The following is a 15,197-nucleotide window of genomic DNA, read 5'->3' as shown; positions in this document are numbered from 1 at the left end:
GCAGAGGAAAGCAGTTGTCCATCGAGATCGCCAACGAGTCCGGTGTCGAGGTTGACACCGATGCCGTGCTCGCCGTCGCCCGGCACGCCCTCGACGAGATGGGGGTCAACCCCCTCGCCGAGTTGTCCGTGCTGCTCGTCGACATCGACTACATGACCGAGCTGAACCACCGCTGGATGGGTGGCGACGGTCCGACCGACGTGCTCGCCTTCCCCATGGACGAGGGCAGCGTCGACCACGGCCCGGGGGAGTCCGCGCCGGCCGGTGGCGAGCCCGCCCTGCTCGGTGACATCGTGCTCTGCCCCGAGGTCGCGGCCAAGCAGGCGGCGACCGCCGGGCACGCCTCGGCCGACGAGCTGCACCTGCTCACCGTGCACGGGGTGCTGCACCTGCTCGGCTACGACCACGCCGAGCCGGAGGAGGAGCGGGAGATGTTCGCCCTCCAGGCCCGCCTGCTGTCCAGCTGGCGGTCGACCCGCACCCAGTGATGTCCACTCCTCCGTTACTGGCGGCCGGCGCCACCGCCGGCCTTCCCGACTTCCAGCTGATCGTCTTCGCGGCCGGCCTGGTGGTGTTGGCCGGCCTGATCGCGATGACCGAGGCGGCGCTCGCCGCGGTCTCACCGGCGCGGGCCGCCGAGCTGGCCCGCGACGGTGTGCGGGGCGCCCGTACCCTCCAGGCCGTGGCCGGCGACGTCGTCCGGCACCTCAACCTGCTCCTGCTGTTGCGGCTGCTCGCCGAGCTGACCGCCACCACCCTGGTGGCGCTCGTCGCGGTGGACAGCTTCGGCGCCGGCTGGCGGGCCGCGTTGGTGACCGCCGGCGCGATGACCGTGGTCAGCTTCGTGGTCGTCGGCGTCGCTCCGCGCACCATCGGCCGACAGCACGCGTACGCCGTGGGTCGTGCCGTGGCGCCGCTGGTCCGCTGGCTGGGCCGGGCGCTCAACCCGCTCGCCTCGTTGCTGATCCTGATCGGCAACGCGGTCACGCCGGGGCGCGGTTTCCGGGAGGGGCCGTTCGCCAGCCAGGTCGAGTTGCGTGAGCTTGTCGACCTGGCCGAGCAGCGCGGCGTGGTCGAGCACGGCGAACGTCAGATGATCCACTCGGTCTTCGCGCTCGGTGACACCATCGCCCGTGAGGTGATGGTGCCGCGTACCGAGATGGTGTGGATCGAGGAGGGCAAGACGCTCGCGCAGGCGTTGGTGCTCTTCCTGCGCTCCGGGTTCTCCCGCATCCCGGTGATCGGCGAGAGCGTCGACGACGTGCTCGGTGTGCTCTACCTCAAGGACCTGATCCGGCGCTCCCGTGGTGGGGACCCGGCGGCCGAGCAGTTGCCGGTGGCCGAGCTGATGCGCCCGGCGACCTTCGTGCCGGAGTCCAAGCCTGTCGACGACCTGCTCTCGGAGATGCAGGCGGCCCGCAACCACCTGGTCATCGTCGTCGACGAGTACGGCGGCACCGGCGGTCTGGTCACCATCGAGGACATCCTGGAGGAGATCGTCGGTGAGATCACCGACGAGTACGATGTCGAGCGCCCGCCCGTCGAACGTCTGACGGACTCCTCGGTGCGGGTGACCGCCCGCCTCCCGGTGGAGACCCTGGGCGAGATGTTCGACACCGAGCTGCCCACCGACGAGGTGGAGACGGTCGGTGGCCTGCTGGCCCAGTCGCTGGGGCGAGTGCCGATCCCCGGCGCGGAGGTCGAGGTCGCCGGGCTCCGGCTGCTCGCCGAGGGCACCACCGGCCGGCGCAACCGGATCGACACCGTCCTGGTCAACAGGGTGGAGTCGGGCCACGAGCAGGACACCGCGGGGCGCGGCGAGCACGCCGGCTCCGGGGACGACACGGACAACTACCGAGACGACGAGAGGCAATCCGCCGATGCCTGACACACCCGCTGCGCCCGCCGCCCAGCCCGCGCCCACCGCGCCGGCAACCCTGAGCGCCGAGGACGCCAAGCTTGTCGTCCTGGCCCGGGGCGCCCGTGGCCGGGTCACCGCCGTGGAGGGTGCCGCGGTCCGGGATCAGGACGGCCGGACGTACGCGGCGGCAAGTGTCGCGCTGCCCTCGCTGACCCTCACCGCGCTGCAGTTGGCTGTCGCGTCGGCCGTGGCGGCCGGGGCGAGCCGGCTGGAGGCCGCGGTGGTGGTGACCGAAGCGTCGACCCTGGACGGCGCCGGGCATTTGGCCGTGCGTGACCTCGCGGCGGACGCGCCGATCCACGTGGCCGCCCCGGACGGCACGGTCCTCGGCACGGTGACCGAGTGAGTCCCGTCCGGGATCCGGAGAGCCGGCCGTACCGCGCCGGTTTCGGCTGCTTCGTCGGCCGACCCAACGCGGGCAAGTCGACGCTCACCAACGCCATCGTCGGCACCAAGATCGCGATCACCTCGAACAAGCCACAGACCACCCGCCACGTGATCCGGGCCGTGCTGCACCGACCGGAGTCGCAACTGGTCCTGGTCGACACCCCGGGGCTGCACCGCCCCCGTACGCTGCTCGGCGAACGCCTCAACGACCTCGTCCGGTCCACCTGGACGGAGGTCGACGTGATCGGCCTGTGCATCCCGGCCGACGAGCCGGTCGGGCGCGGAGACCGGTTCATCACAGGTGAGCTGGCCGAGCTGAAGGCCACGGTGCTGGCGGTGGTCACCAAGACCGACCTGGTCGACAAGCGCCGCCTGGCGGAGCAGTTGCTCGCGGTGAGCCAGATGGGAGAGTTCGCCGAGATCGTGCCGGTGAGCGCCGTCTCCGGGCACCAGGTGGACACCCTTGTCGACGTGATGACCAAATATCTGCCGCCGTCGCCGCAGCTCTACCCGGACGACATGCTGACCGACGATCCCGAGCAGGTGCTCGTCGCGGAGCTGATCCGGGAGGCCGCCCTGGAGGGGGTCCGGGACGAGCTGCCGCACTCCATCGCCGTGGTGGTGGAGGAGATGATCCCCGAGGGTCAGGTCATGAAAATCTACGCCGACCTGTACGTGGAACGGCCCAGCCAGAAGGCGATCGTGCTCGGTCACAAGGCGAGCCGGCTCAAGGAGGTCGGCACCAACGCCCGCCGGCAGATCGAGGAGTTGCTGGGCGGCCGGGTCTATCTCGACCTGCACGTGCGGGTCGCGAAGGACTGGCAGCGCGACCCGAAGCAGTTGCGCAAGTTGGGTTTCTGAGCGTCCTCGGCGGTAAGCCGGCCCGTCACCGCTGGCTGATGGTGACGTTGCCGCTGCCCGCCGAGCCGTCGAGCACCAGCGACGCGGCCGGGTCATCGGCGACGGTGACCCGGGCGTCGCCGGAGCCGGTGTTGGACCGGACCCGGTAGCTGCCCGCCGGCACCAGCAGCGTGACATCGCCGCTGGCGGCATGGGCGCGGGCCGCGGCGGGCTTGTCCAGCTCGACGTTGACATTGCCGGACCCGGCCTCCGCGTCGACCGCACCGCCCAGTCGGCGCGCGGTGATGTCCCCGGAGCCGGCGCGCAGCCGGACCGCCCCGCTGGCCTCGCTCACGTCGATGTCGCCGGAGCCCGTCTCGACCCCGACCGCGCCGGACGCGCCGACGATCCGTACGTCGCCGGAGCCCAGCCGCAGATCGACGGTGCCGACCCGGGTCAGCTCGACGTCGCCGGAGCCGGACTCGCCCTGGAGAGCCACGCCCTCCGGCAGGGCCACCTCGTAGGAGATGCTGCACCTGTCGCCACAGTTGGTGTCCAGCACCAACTCGCTGCCCTTGATCTCGTACCGGGCATGGGGTTCGCCACCCTGGTAGCGCACCACCCGCTTGATCCGCGCCTCGCCGGCCGTGCCGTTGCCCCGGACGATCACGTCGCCCGCACCGGGCAACACCCGGATGGTGGTGATCTTCGCCGCCTCGGTGTCGTCGTAGTCGAGCCGGCGCATGGCCAGGTTGTCGCACCCGGCGACAAGGATGAGGGCGGTTGCCAGGCCCAGCGCGACGGGCGCGGTGGCGCGCCGACGCACGGCGCTGGTGGTGGGGTGCGTTGCCATGACCAGCACGCTACGGCCGGCGGCGAGCCGGGCGCATCGGGGTTCGTCCGCGCATCCACCCCGAACCAACCCTGATTTCACACCCCGAGGGAGAATGGCCCGATGGCCGGGTATCGCCGACAGCTCTACCGCGACGACGCGGTGGTGCTGCGTGTGCAAAAGCTCGGCGAGTCCGATCGGATCATCACCCTGCTCACCCGTCGGCACGGCCGGCTGCGCGCGGTGGCGCGGGGGATCCGCCGCACGACCAGCAAGTTCGGCGCCCGGCTGGAGCCGTTCGGCCACGTCGACCTCCAGCTCGCCGGCGACCCGAAGGGCAACACCGGCAGCTCGCTGCACACCGTCAGCCAGGTCGAGGGCATCGAGCTGTACGGCAAGCGGTTCCTCGGGGACTACCCCCGTTACACGGCGGCCAGTGCGATCGCCGAGACCGCCGAGCGGCTGACCCCGGTCGAGCGGGAGCCGTCGCTGCGGCTGTTCCAGCTCACCGTGGGCGCGCTGAAGGCGCTGTCCCGGGGCGAGCACGCCACCACCCTGGTGCTCGACGCGTACCTGCTGCGGGGGATGGCCCTCGCCGGCTGGGCGCCGGCGCTCATCGCCTGTGCGGTCTGCGGCACCCCCGGGCGGCACCGCGCCTTCTCCGTACCCGCCGGGGGCGCGGTCTGCCCGGACTGCCGGCCGCCCGGCGCGGCCCACCCCGCGCCGGCCACCATCGACCTGATGTCCGCGCTGACCACCGGCGACTGGGTGCTCGCCGACGCCACCGACTCCGGCGTACGCCGGGAGTGCAGTGGGCTGGTCGCGGCTCACCTGCAGTGGCACCTGGAGCGCGCGCTACGCTCGCTGCCGCTGGTCGACCGGGGTCCCTCGGCGGCCGGCACGGCCTCGCCGCCGGACGGCGTCGGGGTCGTGGTGCTCCGGCCACGTGGCGACGTCGAGGCCGGGGCGGACGGCACGAACAGGGAGTGACCGAGTGATCCGATCGAAGAAGGCCGGCCGGCGCGAGCCGACGCCGCCGACACCGCACCCGTCCGGCGCCCGGCCGCCGGCGCTGCCCACCGAGGCGGTGCCGAAGCACGTGGCGGTGGTCATGGACGGCAACGGTCGCTGGGCCAAGGATCGCGGGCTGGCGCGCACCAAGGGTCACGAGGCCGGGGAGCACAGCCTCTTCGACACCATCGAGGGCGCGATCGAGATGGGCATCCCGTACCTGACGGCGTACGCGTTCTCCACCGAGAACTGGCGGCGCTCGCCCGACGAGGTCCGGTTCCTGATGGGGTTCAACCGGGACGTCATCCGTCGTCGCCGCGACCAGTTGGTCGACCTCGGCGTCCGGGTGGTCTGGTCGGGTCGCTCCGGCCGGCTGTGGAAGAGCGTCATCTCCGAGTTGCAGACGGCCGAGGAGATGTCCCGGGACAACTCGACGTTGACCCTGCAGTTCTGCGTCAACTACGGCGGGCAGGCCGAGATCGGCGACGCGGCCGCCGCGATCGCCCGCGACGTGGCGGCCGGGCGGCTGGATCCGGCCAAGGTCAACGAGAAGACCGTGGCGAAGTACCTCTACCACCCGGAGATCCCGGAGGTGGACCTGTTCCTGCGTCCCTCGGGGGAGGAACGGATCTCCAACTTCATGCTCTGGCAGTCCGCGTACGCGGAGTTGGTCTTCCTGGACACGCTCTGGCCCGACTTCGACCGCCGCCACCTCTGGTACGCGTGCGAGTTGTACGCGCAGCGGGACCGACGTTTCGGCGGGGCGCTGCCCAACCCGGTCGCCCCGGTGATCTGAGCCGACGCGCTTACGCTCTCGTCACCCTGGGTATCACAGTTGTCAGAAGCCACTGACGGAGGTGAACCCACATGATCCAGAAGCGCATTGCCCAGTGGGCGGTGATGGCGGTCGCGGTGCCCCTGGCGGCTGCCGGCGCCCGCCGACTCAGCCACACCCTGGAGACCCGGCGTGGTCCCTCCGGGATGACCCGGTTGCTCACCAAGGGCGCGGACCTCGTGCGTCCCCAGAAGGCCAAGCGGCGCCGCTTCTTCTGATCACCCTTCGCCCGTCCCCGGCGCCGCCCGCACCCCCGGTGCGGGCGGCGCCGTCCATCCCACCCCCGGCGTGCCCACCCCCGGCGTGCCCCACCCCCGGCGTGCCCCCGCCCCCGGCGTGTTCGTGGCCCCCGCGCGTTCCCAGCCCGGCGTGTTCCCCGCCCCGCCCGGTTGATCATGGAGTTGTGGTGGCCGGATCGGGCGTTTATGCGACTTACGTCCACCACCACAACTCCATGATCGACACGGCCGGGGGTCGGGCGCACGGCCGGGGCGGGGTCGGTTGTTTTGGGGTGCCGCGGAAATGGGGGCCGGGTAGGGTCCGAGAGTGGCGGGACGACGGCGGTGGGGGTGGCTGTGCGGGATCTCCGGTACAAAATGATCATGGCGTTGAACGCCGCGGATCTGGGCGAGCCGATCTGTGCGCAGGTGGCCGACATCTGTGCCGAGATCGCCGAGCAGCACTGCGCCGAGTTCGGTCACACGCCGCAACTGCGCACCGGTGAGATCGCCGAGCTGGCCACCGGCGAACCGGCTCTGACCTGGGCGCCCACGACCCCCGACACCGCGCGGCGGGCCTGGTGACCGCTCCCGCGCCGTCGGTCGAGGTGCGTCGCGCCGACGACCGCTTCGCCACCCGGATCTCCTGGCTGGACTCCAAGCACTCGTTCTCGTTCTCCCGGCACTACGACCCGGCCAACACCCACCACGGTCTGCTGCTCGTCAACAACGACGACGTGGTACGCCCGGGGGCCGGGTTCGAGACCCACCCGCACCAGGACATGGAGATCATCACCTGGGTGCTGCGCGGCTCCCTGGTGCACCAGGACTCCACCGGCCACTCCGGGGTGATCTATCCGGGCCTGGCCCAGCGGATGAGCGCCGGCACCGGCATCCTGCACTCGGAGAAGAACGACGCCTGGCGACTCAACAACCAGGAACCGCACACCGACCCGGTCCACTTCGTGCAGATGTGGGTGCTCCCCGACGAACCGGGCGTGGATCCCGGCTACGAGCAGTTGGAGATCGAGGACGAGCTTCTCCGCGGCGGTCTGGTGCCGATCGCCTCCGGAATGGACCGCTACGACGGCGCGTCCGCCATCCGGATCCGCAACCGGTACGCGACCCTGCACGCCGCGCGGCTCACCCCCGGCGACGAGGTCACCATCCCCGACGCGCCCTTCGTGCACCTGTACGTGCCCAACGGCACGGTGACCCTGGAGGGCAGCGGCCCGCTCCGCACCGGCGACGCGGCCCGGCTCACCAGGACCGGCGGCCGGCGGGTCACCGCCGACGAACCGGCCGAGATCCTCGTCTGGGAGATGCACGCCACCGTCACCTGACCGGTGCCCGGGGTGGGCGGCTCGCACCGCCCTGGCCCATGATCTCGCTCGAACCAGGACGTCAACGCCGTTGTGTTAGGGCGAGCGGTTGTTCGTCAACGGGCAGTGTCTCGCCTTTCATGCTGTTGTGCCGGGGTGGTCTTGTGCGTCGACCCAGGTTGATCGGCCAGGGGTGCGCGGGGTGCCGGTCGACGGGGCGGGCTCTGCGTGTCCGGGGGGTGGTCGGGGGTCCTTTGCTCTGCACCCGCGGGTGCGACGGCTACGGTCTGTGACCGGTGCTTATTGGGGTGCAGAGCAAAGGGGGGCGGCTCGTGCACCGTGCCTGACGGGGCGGTTGGTGATCGAGGTCGTGCCTGGCCGGCGCAGCGCCACCGTAACCACGTTGAGATCCAGGACAACACCGTTGCTGTAGGCGGGACCGCTGCTCGTCAACCGCGCCGCGTCGCCGGTCACGAAGTTGTGGCATGCGGCAGGGCGCCCATAAAGCCCCAAGCCCGGCACCAGGATGAGGTGATTGCCGGGTCCGGACTGCCTCCGCTCCGCGATCTTGCACTTTCTGTCCCGACACAAGGGGCATATCACCTATATGGACAACCGAAACTGCAAGATCGGCGCGAACTTCTCGCGAGACACGCCCTGATCTAGCTGCACTCCCCAGGAGTCCCGTTATCCAGCACGTGTTGACCTGCCGGCCACGGCGCTAACGCAACGGCGTTGACATGGATGTAGTGGCCTCCCCACGGGCGGAAGGCCACTACATCATGGATCGAGCACGATCACGGCGCCGCGGGGCGCCGCGCCGACTACGCCGGGGACTCGGTGCGCTCGCCGGCCCAGGTGGTGTGGAACGAGCCCTCGCGGTCCACCCGCTGGTAGGTGTGCGCGCCGAAGTTGTCCCGCAGGCCCTGGATCAACGCGGCAGGCAGGCGCTCGGCGCACAGGGCGTCGAAATACGCCAACGACGAGGAGAACGCCGGCGTCGGCACACCGGCGCGGGTCGCGTCGGCCACCACCCGCCGCCAACTCGGCACGCCGGCGGCGACCGCCTCGGCGAAGTACGGCGCCACCAGCAGCGTCGGCAGGTCCGGCTTCTCGTCGTACGCCTCGCGGATCCGGTCCAGGAAGCGGGCCCGGATGATGCAGCCGCCCCGCCAGATCGTGGCCGTGCCGCCGAGGTCGATGTCCCAGTTGAACTCCTGGCTGCCGGCGCGGATGTGGTCGAAGCCCTGCGCGTACGCCACGATCTTGGAAGCGAGCAGCGCCCGGCGGACGTCCTCGACGAACGCGTCCCGGTCGTCGACCTGCCACTGCTCACCCGCGTCCGGGAACGCCCGCCGTGCCGCCTCCCGCTGGTCGACGTGCCCGGAGAGCGAGCGGGCGAAGGTCGCCTCGGCGATCCCGGTGATCGGAATGCCCAGGTCCAGGGCGCTCTGCACGGTCCACCGGCCGGTGCCCTTCTGCTCGGCCCGGTCCTGCACGATGTCGACGAAGGCCCGGCCCGTCGTCGCGTCGGTGTGCGCGAGCACGTCGGCGGTGATCTCGATGAGGAACGACTCCAACTCGCCGCCGTTCCAGTCGCGGAAGATCTCCGCGATCTCCGCCGGCTTCGCGCCCAGACCGGCCCGAAGCAGGTCGTACGCCTCGGCGATGAGCTGCATGTCGGCGTACTCGATGCCGTTGTGCACCATCTTGACGAAGTGCCCGGCGCCGTCCGGTCCAACATGGGTGCAGCACGACACACCGTCGACCTGGGCGGCGATCTTCTCGAACATCGGACCGAGCTTGGCGTACGACTCGGCGGAACCGCCGGGCATGATGCTCGGCCCGAGCAGCGCGCCCTCCTCGCCACCGGAGACGCCGGTGCCACTGAAGTGCAGTCCCTGCGCGCGCAACGCCTCCTCCCGACGGCGGGTGTCGGCGAAGTGGGCGTTGCCGCAGTCGACGATGATGTCGCCCTCCTCCAGCAGCGGCACCAACTCGTCGATCACCGCGTCGGTGGGCGCACCCGCCTTGACCATCACGATCACCGCACGGGGTCGCTCCAGCGACGCCACGAAGTCGGCCATCGTCTCGCCGGGCACGAACGTGCCCTCGTCACCGTGCTCGGCAACCAGGCTGCGGGTGCGTTCCGGCGACCGGTTGTGCACCGCCACCGTGAAGCCGTTGCGGGCCAGGTTGCGGGCCAGATTCCGGCCCATCACCGCCAACCCGGTCACACCGATCTGCGCCGTCGCCTGCTCAGCCATTCGTGCCGCCACCTCTCGCCGTCGGACTTGCGTGCTAGGACCGTATCGCGGTGCGGCGGAACGTGGGCGTGTCGTCTCGACAGCCGGTTATCGGCAAATGATGCTCAGCTCTGCCGGGCCAGGCGATCCTCCACGTGTGCCACCTTCGCGGTGAGCGCGTCCGTCACCCCCGGGCGGACGTCGGCCTTGAGCACCACACTCACCCGGGGCGCCTGCGCGGCCACCACGTCGACAGCCCGCTTGACGACAGCCATCACCTCGTCCCACTCACCCTCGATCGTGGTGAACATGGCGTCGGTGCGGTTGGGCAGGCCCGAGTCGCGGACCACGCGTACCGCCTCGGCGACCAGGTCACCGACAGACTCACCGACACCGAGCGGGGTTACCGAGAACGCGATAAGCATGTCGCCGATGGTGCCAGGAAAATCGGCTGCGCCGACGGACGACCGGCCGATAGTGTGCGGGCATGCGCTACTGACGCCCCTTCTCCGAGCCGGCCCGCCGCCCCGCGTCGCGGTCCGTGCGCTCCTGGGCGTCCCGCATCCCACCCGCAGTTCGGCGGTGCTGGCCCTGCCCGACCCCCGGTGAGCAGTCTCTCTCCCGTTCGACCGTCGCGACGCGGCGGTCACCAGCCGATCCGACCGACCGCCGGAACGCGGGACGGCCGAGCCGGTCGGCACCGAAGGAGGCCCGGATGCCTGCCAGGCGCAATCCGAAGAAGTCCCGTATCCCCGGCGCGACGCCGCTGGGCATCGACCCGGCGGCCCAGCCCGGCCCGTCCCTGTCCACCCACCCCGACCTCGCCGTCGAACCGATCGAGCCGGCACTGCCGGCGGTACTGGTCGAGCCGGCACTGCCGGCGGTACTGGTTGAGCCGACGTTGCCGGCGGTGCTGGTTGAGCCGGCGGTGCCGATCGAGTCGACGCTGCCGGTGGCGGCCGCCTCGGATGCGTTCGCGCTGCCGGTCGACGTGCCGACGGTGGTCGACGCGCCGGCGGTGGAAGACCTGCCACCGGCGGCCGGGCGACCAACGGCGCCGACGGCTGGTCCGCCCCAGGGCGGCGGCAACCGCTCGGGCGGCGGCCGCAGCCAACAGGCCGGCCAGACCCGCCGTTACGCCTTCCGCCGCAGCTGACCGAGCCGTCCCCGCCGTTGGCGGAGGCGCTGGGTGGTGACAGCAATATCAGGGATGTAGTGGCCTCCGTCGCCAACGAGGCCACTACATCCCTGTTGTTGCGCGGATCTTGCCCCGCTCGGCGGTCGGCGGTCGGCGTGCAGCGAGCGGCCTGCGGACGGCGGGCCAGTCGCCAGCGCGGGCAAGTCGGCGAGCGGCGTGCGGGCGGCGGGCCAGTCGCCAGCGCGGGCGAGTCGGCGCCCGGCGGCGGGCGGAGTGCGGGCTGGGGGCGAGTCGGCGCCGGGCGGAGTGCGGGCGGCGGGCGGAGTGCGGGCGTGCGGGCGTGCGAGAGCGTCGGTCGCGCGCGGGGGCGACCGGGGGCGACCGGGGGCGGTCGGGCTCAGCCGATCAGGGGGCGGAAGGTGCCGACCAGGACGCTTGTCGTGAGGGCGGCGCCGGCCAGCACGGCGGACCCGGCGATGAGGAGCGCGTCGGCGTAGGTGAAGCGTTGGTGGCGGGCCACGGTGCGGGGCGTACCGGCGTCGAAGCCCCGGGCGTCCATCGCGACGGCCAGGCGGGTGCCCCGGCGGATCGCGCCGACGAGCAGCGCGAACGCGGTGGAGGCGAACAGTCGCAGCTTCGTGACCGGGTTGCGTCCCGCGTCGACGCCGCGCGCGCGTCGGGCCATGCTGATCATCTGCCACTCCTGACCGAGCAGCGGCACCAGCCGGAACGCGGCCAGCGCCCCGATGGCGAACCGGGCCGGCGCCTTCGCGTTCTGGATCAACGCGTCGGCCAGGTCGGTGGGGTCGGTGGTCGCGAAGACGATCACGCCGGGCAGGGCCACCGCGAAGACGCGCAGCACCAGCCCGAGCGCGGTGAGCAGCACGCCGGTGCTCACCAGGACCGGTCCCGCGTCCAGCAGGACCCGGCCGGACCGGTCGGCGGCGAAGAGCGTCAGGGTGACCAGGATGCCGGCGGCGCTGAGGAGCAGCGGCCAGGCCCGCCGGGCCAGCACCCGGTAGCCGATGCCGAACAGCGGCAGCACGGCGAGTTCGAGCGCGATGGCGATCGCCGGTGCCAGCGGGTCCAGGGTGGCGAGCAGGGTGAACGAGAAGACGAGCGCGGCGGCGACCTTCGCCACCGGGTTGCGGCGGGCCAACGGCGCACCGGGCGTGGCGACCGACCCGATGGTGATCATCGGTCGTCGTCCGGGGCGCGTCGCAGGGTGACGGTGCGGTCGGCGAGCGCGGTCACGAAGTCCGCGTCGTGGGTGACCGCGACCACGCCGTGCCCCGCGTCGCGCAGGTCGGCGAAGAGGTCGACGAGTTCCCGCCAGGTCCGCCGGTCCTGACCGAACGTGGGTTCGTCGCAGATCAGCAGGCGGGGCGCGGTGGCCAGGGCGGTCGCCACACTCAGCCGCCGCGCCTCACCACCGGAGAGGGTGTACGGGTTGGCGGCGGCGAGGTGGACCAGCCGCAGCCGTTCCAGCAGCCCGCTCACCGTCTCCCGGACGGCCTCCTCGGGCTGACCGGTGCGGCGTGGCCCGAGCGCCAGCTCGTCGAAGACGGTGCTGGTGACGAACTGGTGCTCCGGGTCCTGGAAGACCGACCCGATCCGCCGGGCCAGCGCGGGTGCCCGCCACCGGTGCGGGGGAGTGCCGTGGTCGGTGCCGGCCAGCTCGACGGATGCGGTGACCCGTCCGGCGCCCGGCCGGAGCAACCCGCCGAGCAGGAGCGCCAGTGTGGACTTGCCGGCGCCGTTGGGTCCGCGTACGGCGAGTGCCTCTCCGGCGCGTACCGCCAGGTCGGTGGAGCCCAACCGGGGCGGCAGGCCGAGCCGGTCGGCGGTGAGCAACAGGTCCCCGGGCGCGGCGGTGGCCGGTCGGGGCGCGATGGGGTGACCGGGCACCCAGACCCCCTCGGCGGCGAGCGAGGCACCGTGGGCGGCGAAGACGGCCTCCGGGGTGCCGTCCGCGCGGACCCCGCCGCCCGGTTCCAGGACGACGACCCGGTCGACGAGCGGCAGCGCCTCGGCGACCCGGTGCTCGACCAGGATCAGCGTGGTGTCGGCGTGCAGCGCGCCGGCCACCGCCTCGCGGACCAGGTCGGCCCCGGCCGGATCGAGGTTCGCGGTCGGCTCGTCGAGCAACAGCAACTCGGGACGCAGCGCCAGCGCGCCGGCCAGGGCGAGGCGTTGCTGCTCGCCGCCGGAGAGCGCGGCGGTGGGGCGGTCCCGGGGGTACGGGAAGCCGACGCGGCGCAGCGCCTCGTCCACCCGGGGCCAGATCTCGTCGGTAGGTGTCCCGCGGTTCTCCAGCCCGAACGCGACGTCGTCGCCGCAGCGCGCCATCACCAGTTGGGTTTCCGGATCCTGGAAGACGATGCCGACGCGTTCCCGCCCCTTGCGCGGGTCGAGGCCGTCGATCTCGACGGTGCCCTCCTGCTCGCCGGAGTCCTCCGGCAGCAGCCCCGCCAGCGCGCTGAGCAGGGTGCTCTTACCGGCCCCGGAGGGCCCGAGCAGCAGAACGCGTTCCCCCGCCTCAACCCGCAGGTCGACCCCGCGCACCGCCCAGGCGCGCCGCCCCGCGTGCCGCCATCCGAACCCCCGCAGCAACACCCCGCCCACCACACACCCCCTTTCCGGCCCGGCTCCACCCTGCTCGGTCGGTCATGAGGTTGACGGTGGTTCTCACCTCATGACCGACGCGAGTGGGCGGGGTTAGATCAGGGCGCGTTCGCGGCCTGCCGGGAAGCGGTCCAGGACGCCGGTGTTGGCCAGGGCCTTCGTCAGCAGCCAGCCGCCAACGCCGGCGATCACGGTGGCGCTGACGATGGTGATCAGCGCGTACGGGATGCGGTAGTCGGCGAGCGCGTAGGCGTCGTTCCAGACGAAGAAGTCGAACAGCGCGGCGCTGAGACCGGTGAGCGCGCCGGCCAGTATCGCGGTCGGCAGCCGGTACGACCGGTACCGGAACGCGGCGAACGCCAGCTCGGCGCCGATGCCCTGCACGATGCCCTGCGGGATCACCGTGCCGGCCCACTGGCTGCCCAGCAGCGCGGACAGGACCGCGGCCACCGTCTCGCAGTAGAGCGCGGCGCCGGGCTTGCGGATGACCAGACCGCCGATCACGGCCGGCATCAGCCATACGCCGTAGAGCAGCGCCTGCGCCGGCGGGAAGAAGGCGAACGCACCCTCGGTGGCGCTCCAGACCAGGCCCCAGGCCCAGAAGATGACGCCGAAGGCGACCGCGATCACCGAGGCGACCACGATGTCGATGGTGCGCCAACGACCGGTGTCGGTGGTGGATGTCATGTGTTACTCCCAGTTCTGCGTGCGAACCAGGAGAAGACGCACGCCGCGCGTCCGGTGGCACCGGACGGCGGCGCGGCTGGAGGTCGACCGAACTCCCTGCGCTGGCATTACCCAGATCAGGTTCGAGGGTCTGCGGGCGTGCCCGCACTCTCAGCGCTGTGCGCTCCCCTGTCGGATGTGAAGTTGTCTCGTCGACGCTAACACCGACCAGGGGTGCCGGCCCAGCAGGGCGTCCCGCCATCTCGGCGTTCACCCCGCCGCACGCCGGCTGGGTAGGCTGACGATCATGCGGGTCGACGCGCGAGGTCTCACGTTCGAGGTAACCGCCGGTGGTCCGTCGGACGGCGTACCCGTCCTGCTGCTGCACGGCTTCCCACAGCACAGCGGCGAGTGGGACGACGTGGTGCCCGCGCTGCACGCGGCCGGGCTGCGCACGTACGCGCTCGACCAGCGTGGCTACTCGCCCGGCGCGCGGCCGACGGCGGTGGCCGACTACCGGATCCCCGAGCTGGTCGCCGACGTGGTGGCGGTGCTCGACGCCCTGGGGTTGGACGCCGTGCACCTGGTCGGCCACGACTGGGGCGCGATCGTGGCCTGGGCGGTCGCCGCCGGGCACCCCGACCGGGTCCGCACGCTGACCGCCGTGTCCGTGCCGCATCCGGCCGCCATGGCGTACGCCCTGGCCAACGACGGCCAGCAGAAGGCCCGCTCGTCGTACATCACCTTGTTCCGTAAGCCGGGCACGGCGGAGCGGGTGCTGCTGGCGTGGCACGCGACCGCGCTGCGCAAGATGCTCGGCGGGGCGGGCGACGGGCCCCGGGTGGACCGCTACGCGGCCCCGATGCGCGAGCCGGGGGCGCTCACCGCCGCCCTGAACTGGTACCGGGCGATGTCCCGCGCCGACCTGGCCGGTGTCGGCCCGGTCGCGGTGCCCACCACGTACGTCTGGAGTGACCGGGACGTCGCCATCGGCCGGACCGCCGCCGAGGCGTGCGCGGCGAACGTCACCGGTGCGTACCGCTTCGTGCGGTTGCCGGGTGCGAGTCACTGGATTCCGGACACCGCGCCGGGCCCGCTCGCCGAGGCGATCCTCGCCCGGGCCGGCGGGACGGCCTGAGCCGTGCGGGTCGGTCAG

The 15,197-nt window shown here is 72.2% G+C and carries 17 protein-coding genes and 1 riboswitch; of the genes, 11 read left to right on the top strand and 6 right to left on the bottom strand.

Translation table 11 applies throughout. The features are described 5' to 3' along the window. Nucleotides 1-14: 14 nt before the first annotated feature. The 4 genes from ybeY to era are packed head-to-tail and all read left to right on the top strand — an operon-like array spanning nt 15 to nt 3,169. Complete coding sequence (ybeY, locus tag ACGFH8_RS33940; protein ID WP_357077118.1) at nt 15-488, top strand: rRNA maturation RNase YbeY; 474 nt, start codon at nt 15-17, stop codon at nt 486-488. Beyond that, the gene (locus ACGFH8_RS33935) at nt 464-1,888 is read left to right on the top strand and encodes a hemolysin family protein (protein WP_393375680.1); all 1,425 of its coding nucleotides are present in this window, start codon (nt 464-466) and stop codon (nt 1,886-1,888) included. Before ybeY ends, ACGFH8_RS33935 begins: the two co-directional genes overlap by 25 nt. Next, nucleotides 1,881-2,267, top strand: a complete 387-nt coding sequence (locus tag ACGFH8_RS33930; protein WP_393375511.1) for a cytidine deaminase — start codon at nt 1,881-1,883, stop codon at nt 2,265-2,267. The genes ACGFH8_RS33935 and ACGFH8_RS33930 overlap by 8 nt, the downstream gene beginning before the upstream one ends. Next, nucleotides 2,264-3,169 carry a GTPase Era gene (era, locus tag ACGFH8_RS33925; protein WP_393375508.1) on the top strand — a complete coding sequence of 302 codons (906 nt, stop codon included), beginning with the start codon at nt 2,264-2,266 and terminating at the stop codon, nt 3,167-3,169. Before ACGFH8_RS33930 ends, era begins: the two co-directional genes overlap by 4 nt. A 25-nt stretch (nt 3,170-3,194) precedes the next feature. Here the strand turns inward: era and ACGFH8_RS33920 are convergent, their stop codons facing one another. Then, nucleotides 3,195-4,001: a DUF4097 domain-containing protein gene (locus ACGFH8_RS33920; RefSeq protein ID WP_393375505.1), complete on the bottom strand. Its 807-nt coding sequence runs from the start codon at nt 3,999-4,001 to the stop codon at nt 3,195-3,197. Between the two features lie 102 nt (nt 4,002-4,103). Here ACGFH8_RS33920 and recO point away from each other — a divergent pair, with 102 nt between their 5' ends. From recO to ACGFH8_RS33895, 5 genes are all read left to right on the top strand, one after another. Next, the gene (gene recO, locus ACGFH8_RS33915) at nt 4,104-4,970 is read left to right on the top strand and encodes a DNA repair protein RecO (RefSeq protein ID WP_393375503.1); all 867 of its coding nucleotides are present in this window, start codon (nt 4,104-4,106) and stop codon (nt 4,968-4,970) included. Between the two features lie 4 nt (nt 4,971-4,974). Then, nucleotides 4,975-5,787, top strand: coding sequence for an isoprenyl transferase (locus ACGFH8_RS33910; protein WP_393375500.1), 813 nt, complete (start codon nt 4,975-4,977; stop codon nt 5,785-5,787). A 71-nt stretch (nt 5,788-5,858) separates the two neighbouring features. Beyond that, complete coding sequence (locus ACGFH8_RS33905; RefSeq protein ID WP_393375498.1) at nt 5,859-6,044, top strand: hypothetical protein; 186 nt, start codon at nt 5,859-5,861, stop codon at nt 6,042-6,044. 384 nt (nt 6,045-6,428) lie between these two features. Beyond that, nucleotides 6,429-6,629, top strand: a complete 201-nt coding sequence (locus ACGFH8_RS33900) for a thioredoxin reductase (RefSeq protein ID WP_393375495.1) — start codon at nt 6,429-6,431, stop codon at nt 6,627-6,629. After that, nucleotides 6,626-7,387: a pirin family protein gene (locus ACGFH8_RS33895; protein WP_393375493.1), complete on the top strand. Its 762-nt coding sequence runs from the start codon at nt 6,626-6,628 to the stop codon at nt 7,385-7,387. The genes ACGFH8_RS33900 and ACGFH8_RS33895 overlap by 4 nt, the downstream gene beginning before the upstream one ends. A gap of 803 nt (nt 7,388-8,190) precedes the next feature. On the opposite strand, the gene gndA is transcribed toward ACGFH8_RS33895, so the two are convergent. After that, a complete protein-coding gene (gndA, locus tag ACGFH8_RS33890; RefSeq protein WP_393375490.1) occupies nt 8,191-9,633 on the bottom strand; it encodes an NADP-dependent phosphogluconate dehydrogenase in 1,443 nt (480 codons plus the stop codon). 104 nt (nt 9,634-9,737) lie between these two features. Next, on the bottom strand, nt 9,738-10,037 hold the full coding sequence (locus ACGFH8_RS33885) for an MTH1187 family thiamine-binding protein (RefSeq protein ID WP_357417733.1): 300 nt from the start codon (nt 10,035-10,037) through the stop codon (nt 9,738-9,740). 290 nt (nt 10,038-10,327) lie between these two features. Between ACGFH8_RS33885 and ACGFH8_RS33880 the strand changes: the two genes are divergently transcribed. Next, complete coding sequence (locus ACGFH8_RS33880) at nt 10,328-10,768, top strand: hypothetical protein (RefSeq protein ID WP_393375487.1); 441 nt, start codon at nt 10,328-10,330, stop codon at nt 10,766-10,768. Nucleotides 10,769-11,147: 379 nt separating this feature from the next. On the opposite strand, the gene ACGFH8_RS33875 is transcribed toward ACGFH8_RS33880, so the two are convergent. From ACGFH8_RS33875 to ACGFH8_RS33865, 3 genes are all read right to left on the bottom strand, one after another. Beyond that, a complete protein-coding gene (locus ACGFH8_RS33875; RefSeq protein ID WP_393375486.1) occupies nt 11,148-11,948 on the bottom strand; it encodes an energy-coupling factor transporter transmembrane component T family protein in 801 nt (266 codons plus the stop codon). Continuing rightward, complete coding sequence (locus tag ACGFH8_RS33870; RefSeq protein WP_393375484.1) at nt 11,945-13,375, bottom strand: ABC transporter ATP-binding protein; 1,431 nt, start codon at nt 13,373-13,375, stop codon at nt 11,945-11,947. The genes ACGFH8_RS33875 and ACGFH8_RS33870 overlap by 4 nt, the downstream gene beginning before the upstream one ends. A 93-nt stretch (nt 13,376-13,468) precedes the next feature. Further along, on the bottom strand, nt 13,469-14,062 hold the full coding sequence (locus tag ACGFH8_RS33865; protein ID WP_393375481.1) for an ECF transporter S component: 594 nt from the start codon (nt 14,060-14,062) through the stop codon (nt 13,469-13,471). Nucleotides 14,063-14,137: 75 nt separating this feature from the next. Continuing rightward, a riboswitch (TPP riboswitch) is annotated at nt 14,138-14,242 on the bottom strand. Between the two features lie 106 nt (nt 14,243-14,348). On the opposite strand from ACGFH8_RS33865, the gene ACGFH8_RS33860 reads away from it, so the two are divergent. Beyond that, nucleotides 14,349-15,179: an alpha/beta fold hydrolase gene (locus ACGFH8_RS33860; protein WP_393375478.1), complete on the top strand. Its 831-nt coding sequence runs from the start codon at nt 14,349-14,351 to the stop codon at nt 15,177-15,179. Nucleotides 15,180-15,197: the final 18 nt, after the last annotated feature.

Source organism: Micromonospora sp. NPDC049175 (assembly GCF_043197345.1).
Classification (GTDB): domain Bacteria; phylum Actinomycetota; class Actinomycetes; order Mycobacteriales; family Micromonosporaceae; genus Micromonospora.
The sequence above is the reverse complement of the archived record's forward strand: the minus strand, read 5'-3'. Positions and strand labels throughout refer to the sequence as shown.